This window comes from Halopiger thermotolerans (assembly GCF_054654555.1).
This window is the reverse complement of the sequence record NZ_BAAIEU010000004.1, coordinates 2,395,560-2,413,242: the sequence shown is the minus strand read 5'-3', so window position 1 is coordinate 2,413,242 and position 17,683 is coordinate 2,395,560. Positions and strand designations below refer to the sequence as shown.

Genomic DNA, 17,683 nt, shown 5'->3' with positions numbered 1-17,683 from the left:
CTACGTTTTCGCATGGAAGACATTTCACTCGGCGTTCCGCAACCGCTGCTCGAGCGACTGCCCGACGAGGACGAGGCCGCCGCGGCGGACATGCAGCAGGCGGTCGCGAGTTGGGAGGAGAAGCTCAACCAGGCGATCGAGGAAGCCGACGACGACCGCGAGGCGGCCGGGAAGGTGCTCGAGGCGATCGACCGGTTCGAGGAGCGCTACGAGACCTACGACGAACTGGTGCCCGAACTGCGCGCGTGGGGTCAGTCGCCGATCTACGCGCTCACGTGGCGGACGCTGTACGCGGACGTGGTCGCCCAGCTGTACGACCACGAGGAGCTCGCCGAGCACCTCGAGCGGGAGCGCAACGCGCGGCTCGTGCAGGACGGGATTCGGCTGCAGGATCTCTAACGCCGGCGCGCCCGGCTGGCCGCACGCGGCTGCACCCACCGAGTGTAGGCCCTAGACAGAAGTGCGCGGCGGGAAAACCTCTCGCCGCACTATGGCCGAGATTCCCGAGGAGTTACACGACCTGTTCGAGAAGGAAACGTTCGCGCACGTCGCGACGCTGACCGAGGAGGGGCTGCCCCACGTCACGCCCGTCTGGATCGACTACGACGCCGACGACAACCGGCTGTTGGTCAACACCGAGCGCGGCCGGCAGAAGGAGCGCAACGTGCAGCAAAACCCCGCGGTCGGCCTCAGCATGGTCGATCCGGACAACCCGTACCAGCACCTCTCGGTCATCGGCGAGGTCGACGAGATCACCACCGAGGGCGCCCGCGAGCACATCGACGAACTCGCGCAGCGCTACATGGGCGAGGACGAGTATCCGAACCCGATCCAGACCGAGCGGGTCATCCTGCGGATCCGGCCGGATCGCGTCATCAACCCCTAAGACCGGGTTCGAACCGCAGCGGGCGAATCGGACCCCTTCTGCGTTTTTCGTACCCGCTCGAGCGGCGCGCTCGAGGAGAGGGTCGTCGACCGACGGCGAGTCGGGAGCCGCCGAGTCCGCAATTTCGAAGCCATAAAGGGGGTGATACGCCAACTCCCGCCATGGCCGAGGCAAACGCCGTCAGAGAACGGATCGTTGACAGCGGTGTCGTCGCGGTACTGCGGGGCATCGACGAGGACCAGATCACCGACGTGGCGACGGCCATCCACGAGGCCGGCGTCACCGCCCTCGAGGTGACCGCCGACGGCAAGCGCGCGAGCGAGAAGATCGCCGCGGTCGACCGCGAACTGGCCGACACGGACGCCGTCGTCGGGGCCGGGACGGTGCTCGACGCCGCGACGGCGCAGTCGGTCATCGACGCCGGCGCGGAGTTCGTCCTCGCGCCCGACTGCAACCCGGAGATGATCGAGACCTGCAACCGGCAGGGCGTCCTCTCGATTCCGGGCGTCATGACGCCGACCGAGGCGGTCACGGCGATGGAGGCCGGTGCGGACATGCTGAAGATGTTCCCCGCGACGACCGTCGGACCGGGCCACATCGGCGCCCTGCAGGGCCCGCTCGGCGACGTCGACGTCATGCCGACCGGCGGCGTCTCGCCCGACAACGTCGACGACTTCTTCGAGGCCGGTGCGATCGCGGTCGGCGCGGGCAGCGCGATCGTCGACTACGACGCGATCGAGGCCGGCGACATGGACCAGGTCCGCGAGCACGCGGCCGAGTTCGTCGAGGCGGTCGAAGCCGCACGCTCGCAGTAGCGCCGCGTCCGTTCGAAAATCGCTCTCTTTTCGCCGCGTTACCGGTCGATCCCGCCGTCGGCGTCGTCGATCACGCCCTCGACTTCATCGGGCGTGAGCACGGCGAGGTCGCCGTTGATCGTCCGCTTCAGCGCCGCCGTCGCGGAGCCGTACTCGAGCGCGTCGGCCACGTCGCGGTCCTCGCCCGCGAGGTAGCTCGCGAGGAAGCCGCCGACGAAGGCGTCCCCGGTGCCGATCGGGTCGGTCGTCTCGGCGGGGAACGCCGGCTGGTCGTGGAGCGTGCCGTCGGCCTCGAGGGCGAGTGCGCCGTCTTCGCCCTGAGTCACGATCACGACCGCCGCGTCGTAGGCCGTCGCGATCTCGCGGGCGATCTCCTCGTCGCTGCCCGACAGGTCGAGGACGGAGCGGGCGTCCCGGGCCGCGACGACCGGAATATCGACCGACTCGAGGAGTTCCTCACAGCAGGCCCGCGCCTCGGCGGGCGACCAGAGCTTCGAGCGGTAGTTGAGATCGAAGACGGTCGTCGCGCCCGCGTCCTGCGCGCGCTCGAGAAGGGTCGCGGTCGTCTCTTCGAGGCGATCCGAGAGCGCGGGGGTGATCCCGCTCGTGTAGAGGGCGTCGAGGGCCTCGAGGTCGACGCCGTCGGTCAACTCCTCGGGCGTGGCGGTCCGGACCGCCGCGTCCGCACGGTCGTAGATGACGTTCGTGCCGCGGGGCTGGCCGCCCTGCTCGATAAAGTACGCGCCCTGCCGGCCCTCGTCGGTCCAGGCGACGTTGGTCTCGACGCCGTGGCTCTGGACCTCTCGGGTGACCCGTCTGCCGAGCGGCGAGTCGGGGAGTTTGGAGGCCCACGTCGCCTCTAGGCCGAGGTTCGAGGCCGCGATGGCGACGTTGCTCTCGGCGCCGGCGGTGCGAAAGTCCAGTTGGCGGGCCGTCTCGAGGCGGTCGCCGGGGGTCGGCGAGAGCCGCAGCATCGTTTCGCCGAACGTCAGCAGCGATGACATTGCTCGTTCGTTTCGAACTCTCGCATATAGGTGTTCACGGTACCGTCGGATTTGGCGAGGGTTCCCGTCGATTCGAACCGAAAATAGAGTCGAGACATCCGCTCGAGGCGCCGTACGCCTCCCGCTACCACTCAGCGACGCTACCGTCGTCGTGCTCCCAGACCGGGTTGTGCCAGTCGACCTCCTGTTCGGCGCGCTCGCGAACGACCTCCTCGTCGACCTCGATGCCCAGCCCCGGTTCGTCGGGCAGGTCGACGTAGCCGTCCTCGTACTCGAAGACCGAGGGGTCGGCGAGGTAGTCGAGCACGTCGCTGGTCTCGTTGTAATGGATGTCGAGGCTCTGCTCCTGGATGAGCGTGTTCGGCGTGCAGGCGTCGACCTGAATGCACGAGGCCAGCGCGATCGGCCCGAGCGGACAGTGGGGCGCGATGGCGACGTCGTAGGCTTCGGCCATACTCGCGATCTTCTTGACCTCGGTGATGCCGCCGGCGTGTGAAAGATCCGGCTGGATCAGGTCGACGACGCCCTGCTCGAACAGCGACTTGAAGTCCCACCGGGAGAACATGCGTTCGCCCGTGGCGATCGGGATCGTCGTGTGTTGAGCGATCTCCGGTAGCGCGTCGTTGTGCTCCGGGAGCACGGGTTCCTCGACGAAGAACGGCTCGTAGGGCTCGAGCGCTTCCACGAGGCGCTTGGCCATCGACTTCGAGACACGACCGTGGAAATCGACGCCGATGTCGACCTCGTCGCCGACGGCGTCTCGGACCTCGGCGAGCCGGTCCTGAGCCGCCTCGACGGCCGCGGGGTTGTCGATCCGGCGCAGTTCGGGGGTGGCGTTCATCTTCAGCGCGGTGAAGCCGGCGTCGACCTTCTCGGCGGCCGCCTCGCCGACGTCGGCGGGTCGGTCGCCGCCGATCCATTGGTAGACCCGTATTCGATCGCAGGCCGCGCCGCCCAGCAGTTCGTAGACCGGGAGGCCGTACTGTTTGCCCTTGATGTCCCACAGGGCCTGATCGATGCCGGCGATAGCGCTCATCAGGACCGGGCCGCCGCGGTAGAAGCCGCCGCGGTAGAGCCGCTGCCAGTGGTGTTCGATCCTCGAGGGGTCCTTGCCGAGCAGGTAGTTCTCCATCAGTTCCTCGACGGCGGCCCGGACGGTCTTCGCGCGGCCCTCGACGACGGGTTCCCCCCAGCCGACGGTGCCGTCGGCGGTCGTCACCTTCAGAAACAGCCAGCGGGGCGGCACCTCGAACAGTTCGTAGTCGACGATTCGGCCGTCCGAATCGCCGTCGGAGTCGGTCGACATACGCGTCCATCTTGCACCTCGATATATAGTGATACCGTCTCACGCGCGGGGTTCGACGGCGCATTGAGGGTACGTGGGCTCGAGCCGTCCGAGTGACTGAAAGCGACGGACCGTCCCGTCGCTCGACCGGGAACGATCACTCGAGCGTGGGCAGGTACGCCTCGTTCGCCGCGAGCAGCTCCTCGGTCATCTCGTGGATCTCGTCGAGCGACAGTTCCGCCGCCGTGAGCGGATCGAGTTTGACCGCCTGGTGGACGGCCTCGCGGTCGCCCTCGAGCGCCCCCTTCACAGCTAACCGCTGGACGTTCACGTTGGTGCGGTTGAGCGCGGCCAGTTGGGGCGGGAGTTTGCCCACGGAGCAGGGGTGGACGCCCGTCCCGTCGACCAGACACGGCACTTCGACGCAGGCGTCGTTCTCGAGGTTCTGGATGTGTCCGGGGCCGTTGGGGACGTTGAGGTTGAGCCGCCGCGGCGTGTCGGTCTCGATCGAGTGGATCAGCCGCGAGGCGTACTCCTCGGAGCGCTCGATTGCGGCGTCGGCGGAGTCGACGTCCGACAGCGGGTCGTCGCGCTCCGCGGAGCGGGCCTTCCAGCCCTCGAGGTAGGTCGCGGTCGGCATCCGCTCGGCGTAGTTCGTGCCTGTCAGTTCCTCGATGAGGTCGGGATCGGTGCGGAAGTAGGGGTGGTACTCCGAGTTGTGGTGGCTCGACTCGGTGACGAACGCGCCGAAGTGCTTCAGGAGTTCGAACCGGACCGTGTCCTTCTCGTAGATCTCGTCGTCCGCCATCGCGTCCTCGAGCATCGGGTAGACGTCCTCGCCCTGCCACTCGCACTCGAGGAACCAAGCCATGTGGTTGATGCCGGCGACCCAGTACTCGAGTTCCTCCTGCGGGGCGCCGACGTACTCGGCGATCGCTTCGGCGGTGTGGGGAACGCTATGACAGAGGCCGACGGTCTCGATATCGGTGGCCTCGTTCAGCGCCCAGCAGACGATCGCCATCGGGTTGGTGTAGTTCAGCAGGAGCGCGTCGGGGCACAGTTCCTCCATGTCCGCGGCGATCTCGAGCATCGTCGGAATCGTCCGCAGGCCGCGGAAGATCCCGCCGGGGCCGAGCGTGTCGCCGATCGCCTGCTCGACGCCGTACCGCTCGGGGATGCGGATCTCGTTCTCGAACGGCTCGGTGCCGCCGACGTTGATCATGTTCAGGACGTAGTCAGCGTCCTCAAGGGCCTCGCGCCGGTCCGTCGTTGCCTCGATCGTCGCGTCGACGCGGCCGTTTTCGACCATCGCCGCGGCGATTTCGGCGGTCTGCTCGAGACGGCGCTCGTCGACGTCCATCAGCGAGATGGTGCTGTCGCTCAATGCCTCGAAGGAGAGGATGTCGCCCACGAGGTTCTTCGCGAAGACCATGCTGCCGGCGCCGATGAACGCGATCTTTGTCACGCCACCACCTGACACATACTGCCGAGATAAAGGTACTGTCCTGTCACTTTCGAAAGCAACCGTCTTTCGGTCCCCGGCCGGATCCTCGAGTACACGAGAACGGGTCGGCGCAGATTCGAACCACGGTCGGAGCGACGCTCCTCCCTGATTCGAATCTGCTTGGTCCATCGCGGACCGCTCGCTGTCGCTCACGGTGTTGCGATGCGGGAAAAGTGGGCCGGCGCAGATTCGAACTGCGGTTACGGCCACCCGAAGGCCGAAGGATACCAAGCTACCCCACCGGCCCGCACTTGGATAGTGAGCGTCCGATCGTTTAACGCTTCCGAAAGCGCACCGTCGGACCGCAGGCGTGCGATTCGATCACTTTCATACGAGCGCCGACTCCCTAAAATCGCTCGTAGCCGTCCGTGTCCAGATAGTGGTGCGCGATCGTGATCGCCTGGTCCGCGTGCAGCAGTTCCGGCCCCAGTCGAAGCCGCTGGTCGACCGCGCCCTCGAGCACCCGTTCCTCCTCGTCAGTAAAGTCCTGATGATCGGAGAGTACGAAAACCCCGTCGCCAAGCTCCGACGCAGCCACGTCCGTCACGGCGTCGCCGTCCTCGTGCAACTGGACGACCGGGCCGTCGTCGGCGACCTCCTCGAGCGTCTCCTCGAAGCCGCGGCGGTAGACCTCGACGCCGGGGCTGGGTTCGGCGGGCAGCGCGCCGATGGCTTCGTCGCGGTGCTCGAGGGCTTTCCGGACGAGCGCGGCGGTGCTTCGCTCGTCGGGGTTGAGCCGCCGCAACTCGCTCCCGTCGAAGGTGATCGTGAGCTCGTCCTGCGCGATCAGGTGGGTGCGAACGTCCTCCCGGATGCCGTGGGAGGTGACAAAGGAGGCGGTGATCGACCGGCAGAGGGCGTCGAGCCGGCCGGCCCCGCTCGCGAGGTCGTCCAGCGAGAAGTCGGGCTCGGTCGGCACCTCGTGACCGAGGAGTACGAACTGGCACATAGCGGAGCACGGACGTCCGCAGGGATAGCCGCCACGGTTTTCGGCGGGTGCTCGAGACGAGCCGATACCGGCTCAGGACGCCTGCCGTCGAAGCGCGCGCCGGGGCAGCCCCAGCACGTACGCGAGTCCGGGCATTCCGTCCCGGTACCAGACGAGCGCGGCGATCGCGAACAGGCCGAACTGGACGACCTCGTAGGTACCCAGTTCGTAGTAGTGGAGGATCGCGTCGAGCAGCCCCGCGACGGGCTCCTCGGCCGGCGGCTCGAGCAACGGCCAGAGGAAGTACTCGGTGCCCGAGAGGTCGCCCCGCAGGACGCTCGGCGGAACGTCCGCGACGAGGTGGGCGTAATGCCCGATCAGGAAGGCGATGCCGACGTCGCGGCGCTCGAGCCGGGCCGCGGCGACGAGCACGAGCACCGACAGGGCGGCCCCGAACAGCAGCGAGTGGCTGAGCGTCCGGCCGCCGGGAAGGACGCCGAAGTTCCACGCGAGCGGCTTATCGATCAGGTCCGGAAACTGCGAGCCGACGGCGAGAGCGAGCGCCGGCGGGGCGAGCGGCGGGCGATCGAACCGGCGGTGCGCGTAGGCGGTGTATACCAGGTACGCGACGGCGAGGTGTCCCCAGGGCCACATTCAACGGGGGTTTTCGGGACCGGGAAATAGGTGCTTCGACTCGAGACACGTAGCCGTCTTGCACAGCCATGGCTAACCGTTTCCTCCGCTCCGGGTGGCGGTACTGGTATGGCGAAATCACAGTCGACAGCGGAGCACCAGCGTGACGGCGGGTCGTTACTCGCGATTCTCGAGGGGCGCTCGTGTCCGTCCTGCGGCGGCGAGCTCGAGCGCGACGTCTACAAGGACAAGGCGGCGGTCGTCTGCGCCGAGTGCGGAACGCCGCGGGCGCAGGTGTGGACGACGTCCTGATCCTGACGGCCGGAACTCGGCGCGACGTCTTTTTTCGCGACGGTCGACTCGCTCGACAGTGCGGGGGACGCGCTCACTCGACGCTCACTCGGAGCTCACTCGGCGCTCGAGAGCGCGTAGTCGTGCCCGATCACCAGCGCGAGCACGTTGATCGCGACGAGGCCGAGGAGGAGCGAGAGGCGCCCCGGCGAGTCGACCCCCGTCGCGAAGACCGGGAGGTACGCGATCGGGAAGAGGGCCCCGATCCAGAAGCCGAGCGCGCTGACGGTGCTGCCAAGGCGCGTGGCCATCGTCTAGAGCATCGATTCGAGGTCGACGAACGCGTCGTCGTGGGCGGTGATCCAGGTCGTCATCAGTTCGTCTTTCCCCGCGTCTCGCGGATAGACCGCGCACTCGTCGGGGGCGTCCTCGTTCTCGATGACGACGCACTCGAGGGCGATCGACGAGTCGGTCGGCGACGGTCGGGAGTCGGTATCGATGTCGGAGCTCATGGGCGGACGGGCGACGGTTGGCTTCGCCGTCCGTTCGTCGTGGTCGCTCCGCCATAGTTATCGAGTCCTTAACCGGACGAACGGCCTCGGTTACGCGCCCGTCCGATTCTGTTCGATCGTTTTCAGTCCGCGAAAAAGAAGTCAATCGGCGATGTTCTGTACGGACGAGCTACGGTCCGGCGGTCGTCGAAACGTCTTCTTACCGTGTACGCGGCCGACTCGTGGCGGCGGATCCGTCTCCGTCCTCACTCCGGCGGGGTCCGCGTTCCGAGCGTCAGCGACTCCTGCGTCTCGGCGCCGTTTCGCCACAGCCGGACGTCAATCGTCTGGCCGGGGCTCGTCTCGAGCGCGAGGTATCGCGAGAGCGCGTGCCGGTCCGGGATCGGCTGGCCATCCATTTCGAAGATGACGTCGCCGCCGACGGGGATCGGTTCGCCCCGCCGCCGGACGGTCCGGTCGGCCCCCTCGAGGACGCCGTCGGCCGGCCCGCCGTCGACCACGCGGCTGACGATGACGCCGGTGGCTTCCTCGAGGCGGTTTTCCTCCGCGACGAGGCGGTCGACCGAGCGCAGTCCGATGCCCATGTAGGAGTGGTCGTACTCCCCGTCGTCGATGAGCGCGGGGACGACCCGGTCGGCCAACTGCGCCGAGATCGCGAAGCCGATGTTGTCCGCGCCGTTGACGCCGGCGTTGACGACGCCGACGACGTCGCCGTCGAGGTCGACCAGCGGCCCGCCGCTGTTGCCCGGGTTGAGCGCGGCGTCGGTCTGGACGACGTCCGGGAACGAGAACTGGCGGCCGCCGTCGACCGTTCGCTCGACGCCGCTGACGATCCCCTGGGACATCGACCCCTCGAGGCCGTAGGGGTTGCCGATCGCGAGTACCTGCTGGCCGACCGCGGGCCGTCTATCGGCGAGCGAGAGCGGCGTCGCCGCGTCGGGGACGTGATCGACCTCGAGGACGGCCAGGTCGCTGAAGTAGTCGGTGCCGACGAGCCGGGTGCCGGTCCAGTCGCCGTTGATGTACTGCAGGTCGGCCGCCTCGCCGCCGGCGACGACGTGCTCGTTCGTGACGACGTGGGAGTCGTCGTAGACGAACCCCGAGCCCTGGCCGCGGCCCTCCGCCTGCGTGAGCGGGTCCTCGACGCCGAAGACCCGGACCTGGGTCACGGAGTCGATGATCGCCTCGTAGACGTCGGTAAACGTTGAGCCGTCGGCGACGTCGTCGCGGTCGATGTCGTGGGTCGAGCCGCCCTCGATCGACGCGGTCCCGCTTGGCTCCGCGCAGCCGGCGACGGCCCCGAGGAGGCCGGCGCCGGCCGCGGCGAGGACGTGCCGCCGAGAGCAGCGATCGGTATCCATGGCCGACGGATCGAACGCCACCCATTTGAACGCCCCGGCTGGTTCCCGACGGCCGCAGCGACGCGGCGTCCTCGAGCGTCGGTCCGGCGTCCCGGTCCCTACCGCCCGACCGCGACGAGCCGCCGACGGACGAAGGGAAAACGTGTTACCCGCGACGCTCCAGTCTTCGGGTATGATCACGGACGACGCCCGCGCGCTGCTCGCGACGGGCCCCATCTGCGACTCCTGTCTCGGCCGTCCCTTCGCCGACCGGAGTTTCGGCCTGACAAACGGCGAGCGCGGCCGGGCGCTGCGGACGACCGTCGCCCTCGAGGACGACGACGACTTCGACCCCACCGACCCCGCCGACTGCTGGGTCTGCGAGGGCTATTGTGGCACCTTCGAGGCCATCGCCGACACCATCGTCGCGGCCCTCGAGGGCGTCGACTTCGAGACCTACCAGGTCGGGACCCGTGTTCCGCCGCTGGCCGAGGAGAACGAGCGCCTCCTGCGGGAGGACGCCGGCCTCGAGCCCGACGCCGGCGAGTCGCTCAAGCGCGAACTGAACCGCGAGGTCGGCCGCCGCGTCGGCGCGAAGACCGGCGCCGAGGTCGACTTCGACCGGCCCGACGTCCTCGCGGTCATCGATCTCGAGGCGTTCGACCCGTTCGATCTCGAGGCCGACGAAAGCGTCACGAGCCACGCGGTCGACGTCCAGATCAACCCGGCGTTCGTCTACGGCCGCTACCGCAAGCTCGAGCGGGACATCCCGCAAACCGAGTGGCCCTGCCGGGAGTGCGGCGGCAGCGGCGTTCAGCTCGGCGATGAGGGCGAGGAGCCCTGCGACTACTGTGGCGGCTCGGGCTACATGTACGACACCAGCGTCGAACAGGTCGTCCGCCCGCACGTCGTCGAGGCCATGGACGGCGACGAGGGCACCTTCCACGGCGCGGGCCGCGAGGACGTCGACGCCCGCATGCTCGGCGAGGGCCGCCCGTTCGTCCTCGAGGTCAAGCGGCCGAAAACGCGCGATCCGGACCCCGCCGAACTCGAGCGCGAGATCAACGCGGCCGCCGATGGGAAGGTCGAGGTCGAGGGCCTCAGACTGGCGACTTACGAGATGGTCGAGCGCGTCAAGGAACACGACGCGAGCAAGCACTATCGGGCCGACGTCGAGTTCGCCGACCCCGTCGACGAGGATACCTTCGAGACCGCCCTCGCGGAACTGTCGGGAACGACCGTCCAGCAGGAGACGCCCCAGCGCGTCGACCACCGGCGGGCGAGTCTCACCCGCGAGCGGACGGTCTACGACATCGAGGGCGACCTGCTCGAGCCGACCGAAGCCGAGGTCCGGCTCCACGGCGAGGGCGGACTCTACGTCAAGGAACTGATCAGCAGCGACGACGGCCGCACGGAGCCGAGTCTGGCCGGACTGGTCGGCACCGACGCCGAAGTGACCGCGCTGGACGTCACCGGCGTCGAGGGCGAGGACGAACCGTTCGAACTCGAGGACTACTTCCGCGACGAGCCCCGCGAAGACGAGGACTGACCGCGCTTACTCGCTCTCCTTTTCGGATTCGGTTGACGCGTCTTCCGTCCCCTCCTCATCCTCGTCCTCGAGCGCCGGATCGTGGCGCTCGTACCACTCGAGGATGCGCTCGAGGCGATCGATCGCGCGGTCCGGATCGCCGATGTTGTGGTGTTCGTCGGGGTAGACCACCAGTTTCGCGTCGACGTCCTGCTTGCGCGCGGCGACGTAGAACTGTTCCGACTGCGAGGGCGGACAGCGCCAGTCCTCGCCGCCGGCCATCACCAGCAGCGGGGTGTCGATTTCGTCCGCCTCGAGGATCGACGACGCTTCGTCGTAGGCGTCCGGCTCCTCCCACGGGAGGCCGAACTCGGTTTCCATCCAGACGTGGGCGTCGTCGGTACCGAACGAGGACCGCAGGTCGTAGATGCCGTGCTCGGGCGCCGCCGCGGTCAGGAGATCCGTCTGCGTGACGAGATGGCCCTGCGCGATCCCGCCGTAGGAGAACCCGTAGCCGAAGACGCGGTCGGGATCGACCCAGCCGCGGTCGGCGAGCGATTCGACCCCGGCGACGATATCGTCGACTTCGACCGTGCCCCACTGTCCGTACAGTTCCTCGGCGAACGCCCGTCCGCGAGACGCGCCGCCGCGGTAGTTCGGCCGGAAGACGACGTAGCCGCGGCTCGTCAGCGCGGCGTGTACGAACCGGAACTCCGGCTCGTCGTACGACAGCGGGCCGCCGTGGATCGCGACCACGAGCGGCTTGGGGTCGTCGGCCTCGAGGTCGACGTCGGGGTCGTGGTAGAGCACGCCGTCGATCGTCCAGCCGTCGGACTCCCACTCGACGCGCCGGACGGCCGGCATCGGGTACTCCTCGAGCAGGTCGGCGTTGACCCGCGAGAGTCGCCGCAGCGAGTCGGGGCGCTCGACGGCCGCGAGGTCGTCGACGGCGACGGCGTAGACGTCCAGCCCGTCTTGGGGATGCGAGAACGCGAGGGCGGCCGTCGAGCCGTCCGCCGAGACGTCGAAGGCGGCGATGGCGCGGTCGGCGCCCTGCGCTTCGAAGGTCCGTTGAGCCGGTCCGTCGTCGGAAATACGCACGAGCCGCGTCCGCGACTCGTCGCCGATAAGCGTGTAACCCACCTCGTCGGCCCAGTAGATCCCGTGTCGCGCCGTGACCGTCCGGTCGAGCGGTTCGGTCAGCGTCCGGACGTCTGCACCGTCGTGAACGTACGCGTTCGCCGGTCGACACCAGTCCTCTGGATCTTTTCCGACGAATCCAAGCGCCCCGTCCTTGCGCCACCGCGGGCTCGTGCAGAGCAAGTCGCCGCCCGTGAGCCGCTCGAGACCGTCGCCGTCCGGATCGATCGTGTAGACGTCCCGGACGTGCGTGTCGTCGGGCCGCTCGAGTCGACACGAGGTAAAGGCGATGCGATCGTCGGGGCCCCAGCGCGGCTCCATCCCGTACAGGTCCTGGAAGGCGCCGCCGCCGTAGGCGTCGTCGAGCCGCTCCGCCTCGCCCGATTCGCGGTCGACGACGAAGCAGTAGGTCGTCACCTCGTCGGTCCAGCCGACGCCGTCGACCTTGTGCTGGAGCCGCGTCGTCTCGATCGGGCCGCCCTCGCGGCGCCGCTCGAGGCGCTCCCGTTCCTCGTCGGTCGGGTCGCGCGCGGCGACGACGAACCGGTCGCCGTCGGGGGACCAGTCGAACCCGGAGACGCCCTCCTCGAAGTCCGTTTCTTGCCGGGCGTCGCCGCCGCGGACGAGGTCGAAGGTCCACACCTGTGGTTTCGGATCGTCCTCCGCGCCGCCGTCGCCGTCGTCGCTATCCGATTCGTTGGCGTCGTCTTCGCCGGCAGCGTCCGCACCGTCGTCCCCCTGCTCGCTTTCGTCTTCGTCCTCGTCGCGCTGCCAGCCCACCCGTCGCTCGACGTCGGTCTCCCGCGCGGCGAGGAACGCTAGTTCCTCGCCCGACGGACTCCAGGCTGGACTCGAGGCCCCTGCGACGGTCGTCAGCCGGTGGGGCTCGCGGCTCCCGTCAGTCGGAACGACGAACAGCGAGGCGACGGCGTCGTCCTCGTGTTGGTCGTACTCGGTCGCGGTGAACGCGACTCGATCCCCGTCGGGCGACACTGCGAGGTCGGTGATTCGGGTTAGATCGTAGAACGCCTCGAGCGGCAGTTCGTCCGCGGTCATACCAACTCGTTTCATACGGCTATCATATGAACGTCGGGGTGGTGTGCGATCGATTTCGGCTGGGCTCGAGACCGTCGCCCGTCCCGGCGACCGGGGAGTCACAACGGTTATTTCGCCGCCCGTCCGGAGATCGTGGTATGCCATTCGGCGTCGACGAAGCCGGGAAGGGGCCCGCCCTCGGGTCGATGTTCGCCGCGGCCGTCCACCTCGAGGAGCCCGACCTCGAGGCGCTCCCCGAGGGTATCGCGGACTCGAAGCGACTCGCGCCCGCGCGCCGCGAGGAGTTGGCGGCGACGATCCGCGAGGACGACCGGATCGGCGTCGGCGTCGCCGAGGTCCCGCCCGAGCGGATCGACGATCCGAAGACGGACATGAACTCGCTGACCGTGCGGGCCCACGCCGAGGCGATCGCGGCCGCCGTGCCCGACTCCGGGGACGACATAACCGGTCTCTGCGACGCCTGCGACACCGACGCCGATCGGTTCGCGCGCCGCGTGACCGACGCCTGCGCGTCCGCGCTCGAGATCGACCGCGAGGCCGACGCGACCCTCGAGATCGACGCCCGCCACGGCGCCGACGACGACTCGAAACTCGTCGGCGCGGCCAGCATCGTCGCCAAGGTCGAACGTGACGCCCACGTCGCCGCCATCGCCGACGAGTACGGCGACGTCGGCAGCGGCTACCCGAGCGATCCGACCACGCGCGAGTTCCTCGAGTCCTACGTCGACGACCACGGCGAGTTGCCGCCCTGCGCCCGCAAGTCGTGGTCGACCTGCGAGGACGTGCTCGCCGAAGCACAACAGACCGGCCTTGAGCAGTTCTGATTCGCTCGACCGTCTTCGGTCGCGATCTCCATCGTCCAGACGGCAGCGAGTGTCGCGTCCGGCCGCAGTGGCAGGCCGGCCGTTTTTCACCGTGGTCGGGGTTCCGGATTGCTATGCCGATCTGCACGAACTGTGATACGCCCGTTTCGCTCGATTTTATTCGCGCACACGGCGACGACGGCACCGTGGACTGGTGTCCGCGCTGTCGGTCCGAATGACGGCTCTCGAGCGAGGGGACGATTATCGAACGCTATCGAACGCGGAACGCGGACGTCCGCCGTCAGCAGTAGGAAACTGCGGCTAACGGCTCGAGGCGAGAGTCGCGAAAAGGGGAAAGGAAACGGGCGGCAGTAGCGACGTTATCTGTCGGTCAGCAGCCGGCGGAGGATGTCGCCGTACGCGGGGCGGGTGATGAGCACCCCGACGAGCACGCCGAGGATCGTGATGATGGCGAACCCGCGTAGATCGCCAAGGCTGAGGACGGCCAGCGGCGACAGCGCGATGATCGTCGTCGCCGCCGCGGCGCCGATGACCCAGAACGCCTTGCGGAAGCGGGATTCGAACACCCGTTGCGAGTTGACGTCGCCCTCGTCCATCACCTCGTCGGCGATGATCACCAGGTCGTCGACCCCGGTCCCGATGACGGCGATGAACCCGGCGACGTGAGAGAGGTCGATCGGCATGCGTATCGCCGCCACGAAGCCCAGCAGGATGACCACCTCGGCCGTCGCCGTCAGGATCATCGGCGCGGCGACGTTCGGATCCCGGTACCGGAGGAAGACCACGCCGCTGACGGCCAGCACCGAGAGGAGGCCGATGAACAGCGAGTAGAGCTTGAACTGGTCCGCGAGGGCCGGCTGGAGCGAGTAGACCTGCTCCTGGCTGAAATCGAGCGGCGCGGGAAGCGCCCCGGCGCGGAGGTTGATCGACAGCGACTGGGCTTCGTCGTAGGTCGGCGTCCCCATGTAGAAGCTCGGATCCTCCTGCCAGGTGCCGGCCTGCATGTTGTCGGCCAGGTTCGGCCCCATGCTGTGGGCGTCGACGGGCTGGCCGTCGACGACGGTGATCAGACAGTACTGGGTTCCCTCGTGGTCGAAGTTGACCCCCTGGCCGTCGCCGCGAATGGTACACTGGCCCTGGCCGGCGCCCGTGAATCCGAGCTCGTTCAGCCGCGACTGGAACTCGGGCGCGGCCTCCTCGCTGACCTGAACCGGCACCTGATACCCGGAGCCGCGCTGGCGTTGGGTCGGCGAGTCGACGTTGACGATCTCCTCGCCGGTGAGGATCGTCTCGTTCGTGTGCGTGCCGTTCTCGGCCGGGTAGTAGGCCCAGAGCTCGACGGTGCCGCGATCAGAGAGGAGTTCCCGCAGTTCGGCGGGATCCATGTTGGGGACTTCGGTCACGATGTAGTAGCCCTCGCCGACGCGCTCCTCGACGTAGGCGGTCCCGCCGGAGAGGCCCGCCGCGTTGATCTTGTCCTGGATCGTCTGGACCAACTCGTTGCGCGTCTCCTCCGTGACGCCGTCGCGGATGTCGTCCGCGGTCACGTCGATGCCCTGGTCCTGCAGGGCGCTCGCGAACTCCTCCTTGGTGACGTCCTTGGTGAACACCTCTGCGGACACCGTGCCGTCGTCGCTGTCGACGGACACGCTCACGTTCTGCCTGTCGAGGTTCAGGTCCTCCCGAAGCGCCGTCTCGATCTCGGTCACCCGCTCCTCGTCGACCTGTCCGTCGTCGCTGACGACGCCGGCGTCGATGTCTTCGGCGGTTAGCCCGACGACCGGCGCGCTGAGCCGCGTCCCGCCGTCGAGACCGATCCCGTACTCGAGGTTCGTAGCGCTGGTCTGGTTCGCCTCGATGGCATCGTTGTCAGCCATGATCCCGCCGGGGATGAACAGCGCGACGAGCGCGGCGGTGAGGAAGACGACGAGCAGGAGGATCCGCCAGTGCTCCTTGATGTAGGCGATCGGTCCCATTACGATCGCACCCCCTTGAACTTGTACCAGCGAAGGAGACTCAGGTTCAGCATGTACGTGTTCATCAGGTCGGCCGCGAGGCCGACGAAGAGGATCGTCCCGATCGACTGCAGCAACTCGACGCCGAACAGCGAGGCGGCGACGGCCATCACGAGCATCGCGGTCATCGACGTGATGGTCATCGTGACGCCGGTCTTGGTCGCCCGGAGCGTGCTCTCGTAGAAGTCACCCTGTCGGCGCAACACGTGGTTGTTCAGCAGGATGTCGGAGTCGACCGAGTACCCGACCAGCATCAGGAGGCCGGCGACGGTCCCAAGCGAGAGCGGGATGTCGGCGAGCGACATGAACGCCAGCGGAATCACGAGGTCGGAAAACGCCGAGATGACGATCGCGATCGACGGCACGAACGTCCGGAACAGCAGGAACGCGAGGGCGCTCATGCCGAGGAAGGCGACGGCCAGGCCGAGCAGCGCCGTCTGCTGGGCCTGTTCGGCGAAACTCGGCGAGACGGTCGACTGCTGGAGGACGTCCATCCCCGCGTTCTCCGCCTGCGTGGCCAGGTCCTGAATCGCCTCGTTGTCGTCGACGCCGCTGAACTGGACGGTGTACTGATTGTCGACGCCCGGCGCCTGGACGGCCTGGATCGAGTCCGGTTCGCGATCGAACGCGGACTGGATCTGTTCCTCGGAGGCCGTCGTCTGAACGGTCAACTCGGCGCCGCCTGCGAAGTCCATTCCCAGCGGGACTGGCGTTCCGTACGCCAGAAACGACCCGCTGAGAACGAGCAATGCGACCGCGAGAACCGCAAGCGGTACCGCCGCGAGCTGGCGGTCCGTGTACCGGGTGTAATCGATCTCCGGTACGTCGAAATACCCCATATACTCGAGCACTTGCAGCGACCCGAGGTAAGCCTTCTCAATTTCACCAGCACGTTCGCCGACGAACACTACCGGTAATCGCGGAGGTTTGAAGCCGCTCGAGTCCGTTTTTCCCCGCATGGGACAGGAATCCGAGCGACCGATCGACGAAGGCGACCGCGCGAGCGAGACGACCGACCTCGACCGGGCCGACCGCGCCGAGCGCGTCGTCCTCTCTCACCCCGCGGACCTCTCCGACTGGGGCCGGGACCAGCTCGAGATGTCGTCGTTCCGGACGTACCTGGGCAAGGTCCACGACGAGGCCCGCGTGGGGGACGTCTGGGAGGAGTTCGTCGACGTCGGCTGCTGTGGCAGCGCGATGGACGTCCCGCTGCGGGTCGAGCGCGTCGACGGCGGGCCGCGGCCGGATCGGGACACCGAAATCGAGTACGAGACCCGCGACTCCTGCGAGATGGAGGGCAGTTGGCAGGTACAGAGCGAGGGCGGGCCGAAACGCGCCTGACGCCTTTGCTTAGCGTCGACGCTTCTATTTTGCGTCCGTAGCGAACGGTCGAGTCAGTCCGGCAGGTACCGAACGCTCAACACGCCGTCGTTGGCCGACCGTCGCACCTCGACGCGCACCGCCTCGAGACGGGCCGCGCGGGCCACCGTCTCCTCGTCCTCGAGGACGTCTTCGGCGGCGGCTTCGGTCTCCTCGCTCGGCACCCGGAAGACGTGGATCTCGCCGGTGCCGGCCCGCTCCTCCTGGACGAGGTCGCCGACCTCGGCGTCGGCTGCTAGTTCCTTCGCGTGCTGGGTGGGCTCGAGGTCGCTGTCGACGAGGTCGATCGAGCGTCTGTCCTCGACGTCGATCACCTGCCAGGTCACCTCCAGCGGCGGTTCGGGCGCGACGGTCGCCTCGAGGACGTCGTGGACCTCGAGGCCGGGGTTCGACCCGAGGGTGTGGACCTGTGCGGTCTCGACGTCGCGGACGACGGCCGACTCGGGTTCGGCGTGGGTGACGACGAACGTGCCGGTCTTTTCGGTCATTGCCGGACGGTAGGGGCGGGAGCGTTTTTCCGGCTTTCGGCTCTGGCTTCCGGC

20 protein-coding genes and 1 tRNA gene are annotated in these 17,683 nt (G+C 68.1%); 8 read left to right on the top strand and 13 right to left on the bottom strand.

All coding sequences use genetic code 11. From position 1 onward, the window contains the following. Window positions 1–12: 12 nt before the first annotated feature. The 3 genes from ACYQ26_RS19755 to ACYQ26_RS19745 all read left to right on the top strand — a co-directional run bounded on the left by ACYQ26_RS19755 (window position 13) and on the right by ACYQ26_RS19745 (window position 1,701). Entirely contained in the window at window positions 13–399 is a 387-nt protein-coding gene (locus ACYQ26_RS19755) for a DUF7971 family protein (RefSeq protein ID WP_459810593.1), read from the top strand. Between the two features lie 91 nt (window positions 400–490). Then, window positions 491–886, top strand: coding sequence for a PPOX class F420-dependent oxidoreductase (locus ACYQ26_RS19750; RefSeq protein WP_459810592.1), 396 nt, complete (start codon window positions 491–493; stop codon window positions 884–886). Between the two features lie 161 nt (window positions 887–1,047). Further along, complete coding sequence (locus tag ACYQ26_RS19745) at window positions 1,048–1,701, top strand: bifunctional 4-hydroxy-2-oxoglutarate aldolase/2-dehydro-3-deoxy-phosphogluconate aldolase (protein ID WP_459810591.1); 654 nt, start codon at window positions 1,048–1,050, stop codon at window positions 1,699–1,701. A gap of 38 nt (window positions 1,702–1,739) precedes the next feature. Here ACYQ26_RS19745 and kdgK1 read toward each other — a convergent pair whose 3' ends face one another. The 6 genes from kdgK1 to ACYQ26_RS19715 all read right to left on the bottom strand — a co-directional run bounded on the left by kdgK1 (window position 1,740) and on the right by ACYQ26_RS19715 (window position 7,076). Beyond that, on the bottom strand, window positions 1,740–2,705 hold the full coding sequence (kdgK1, locus tag ACYQ26_RS19740; RefSeq protein ID WP_459810590.1) for a bifunctional 2-dehydro-3-deoxygluconokinase/2-dehydro-3-deoxygalactonokinase: 966 nt from the start codon (window positions 2,703–2,705) through the stop codon (window positions 1,740–1,742). Window positions 2,706–2,829: 124 nt separating this feature from the next. Then, a complete protein-coding gene (dgoD, locus tag ACYQ26_RS19735; RefSeq protein ID WP_459810589.1) occupies window positions 2,830–4,011 on the bottom strand; it encodes a galactonate dehydratase in 1,182 nt (393 codons plus the stop codon). A gap of 136 nt (window positions 4,012–4,147) precedes the next feature. Next, window positions 4,148–5,455, bottom strand: a complete 1,308-nt coding sequence (gene melA, locus ACYQ26_RS19730) for an alpha-glucosidase/alpha-galactosidase (RefSeq protein ID WP_459810588.1) — start codon at window positions 5,453–5,455, stop codon at window positions 4,148–4,150. 213 nt (window positions 5,456–5,668) lie between these two features. After that, window positions 5,669–5,741: transfer RNA gene (locus ACYQ26_RS19725), tRNA-Pro, on the bottom strand. A 99-nt stretch (window positions 5,742–5,840) separates the two neighbouring features. Beyond that, complete coding sequence (gene trmY / locus ACYQ26_RS19720; protein ID WP_459810586.1) at window positions 5,841–6,443, bottom strand: tRNA (pseudouridine(54)-N(1))-methyltransferase TrmY; 603 nt, start codon at window positions 6,441–6,443, stop codon at window positions 5,841–5,843. A 72-nt stretch (window positions 6,444–6,515) separates the two neighbouring features. Continuing rightward, a complete protein-coding gene (locus ACYQ26_RS19715) occupies window positions 6,516–7,076 on the bottom strand; it encodes a metal-dependent hydrolase (protein WP_459810585.1) in 561 nt (186 codons plus the stop codon). A gap of 108 nt (window positions 7,077–7,184) precedes the next feature. On the opposite strand from ACYQ26_RS19715, the gene ACYQ26_RS19710 reads away from it, so the two are divergent. Then, window positions 7,185–7,367, top strand: coding sequence for an HVO_A0556 family zinc finger protein (locus ACYQ26_RS19710; RefSeq protein WP_459810584.1), 183 nt, complete (start codon window positions 7,185–7,187; stop codon window positions 7,365–7,367). Window positions 7,368–7,462: 95 nt separating this feature from the next. Here the strand turns inward: ACYQ26_RS19710 and ACYQ26_RS19705 are convergent, their stop codons facing one another. The 3 genes from ACYQ26_RS19705 to ACYQ26_RS19695 form a co-directional block, all read right to left on the bottom strand. After that, the gene (locus ACYQ26_RS19705; RefSeq protein ID WP_459810583.1) at window positions 7,463–7,657 is read right to left on the bottom strand and encodes a DUF8028 family protein; all 195 of its coding nucleotides are present in this window, start codon (window positions 7,655–7,657) and stop codon (window positions 7,463–7,465) included. A gap of 3 nt (window positions 7,658–7,660) precedes the next feature. Then, window positions 7,661–7,858, bottom strand: a complete 198-nt coding sequence (locus tag ACYQ26_RS19700; protein WP_459810582.1) for a DUF7511 domain-containing protein — start codon at window positions 7,856–7,858, stop codon at window positions 7,661–7,663. Window positions 7,859–8,103: 245 nt separating this feature from the next. Further along, entirely contained in the window at window positions 8,104–9,219 is a 1,116-nt protein-coding gene (locus tag ACYQ26_RS19695) for a S1C family serine protease (protein ID WP_459810581.1), read from the bottom strand. A 172-nt stretch (window positions 9,220–9,391) separates the two neighbouring features. Between ACYQ26_RS19695 and ACYQ26_RS19690 the strand changes: the two genes are divergently transcribed. Further along, window positions 9,392–10,747, top strand: coding sequence for a tRNA pseudouridine(54/55) synthase Pus10 (locus ACYQ26_RS19690; RefSeq protein WP_459810580.1), 1,356 nt, complete (start codon window positions 9,392–9,394; stop codon window positions 10,745–10,747). A gap of 6 nt (window positions 10,748–10,753) precedes the next feature. On the opposite strand, the gene ACYQ26_RS19685 is transcribed toward ACYQ26_RS19690, so the two are convergent. After that, the gene (locus tag ACYQ26_RS19685; protein ID WP_459810579.1) at window positions 10,754–12,922 is read right to left on the bottom strand and encodes an alpha/beta hydrolase family protein; all 2,169 of its coding nucleotides are present in this window, start codon (window positions 12,920–12,922) and stop codon (window positions 10,754–10,756) included. A gap of 137 nt (window positions 12,923–13,059) precedes the next feature. Here ACYQ26_RS19685 and rnhB point away from each other — a divergent pair, with 137 nt between their 5' ends. After that, window positions 13,060–13,746, top strand: coding sequence for a ribonuclease HII (gene rnhB / locus ACYQ26_RS19680; protein WP_459810578.1), 687 nt, complete (start codon window positions 13,060–13,062; stop codon window positions 13,744–13,746). 113 nt (window positions 13,747–13,859) lie between these two features. Next, on the top strand, window positions 13,860–13,964 hold the full coding sequence (locus ACYQ26_RS19675; RefSeq protein ID WP_459810577.1) for a DUF7563 family protein: 105 nt from the start codon (window positions 13,860–13,862) through the stop codon (window positions 13,962–13,964). 141 nt (window positions 13,965–14,105) lie between these two features. Here ACYQ26_RS19675 and ACYQ26_RS19670 read toward each other — a convergent pair whose 3' ends face one another. After that, entirely contained in the window at window positions 14,106–15,722 is a 1,617-nt protein-coding gene (locus tag ACYQ26_RS19670; protein WP_459810576.1) for a preprotein translocase subunit SecD, read from the bottom strand. Next, on the bottom strand, window positions 15,722–16,600 hold the full coding sequence (gene secF, locus ACYQ26_RS19665; RefSeq protein WP_459810575.1) for a protein translocase subunit SecF: 879 nt from the start codon (window positions 16,598–16,600) through the stop codon (window positions 15,722–15,724). The genes ACYQ26_RS19670 and secF overlap by 1 nt, the downstream gene beginning before the upstream one ends. Window positions 16,601–16,718: 118 nt before the next feature. Here secF and ACYQ26_RS19660 point away from each other — a divergent pair, with 118 nt between their 5' ends. Then, a complete protein-coding gene (locus ACYQ26_RS19660) occupies window positions 16,719–17,102 on the top strand; it encodes a DUF7968 family protein (protein WP_459810574.1) in 384 nt (127 codons plus the stop codon). A 53-nt stretch (window positions 17,103–17,155) separates the two neighbouring features. Here the strand turns inward: ACYQ26_RS19660 and ACYQ26_RS19655 are convergent, their stop codons facing one another. After that, window positions 17,156–17,629: a DUF5812 family protein gene (locus ACYQ26_RS19655; protein ID WP_459810572.1), complete on the bottom strand. Its 474-nt coding sequence runs from the start codon at window positions 17,627–17,629 to the stop codon at window positions 17,156–17,158. Between the last annotated feature and the right edge of the window lie 54 nt (window positions 17,630–17,683).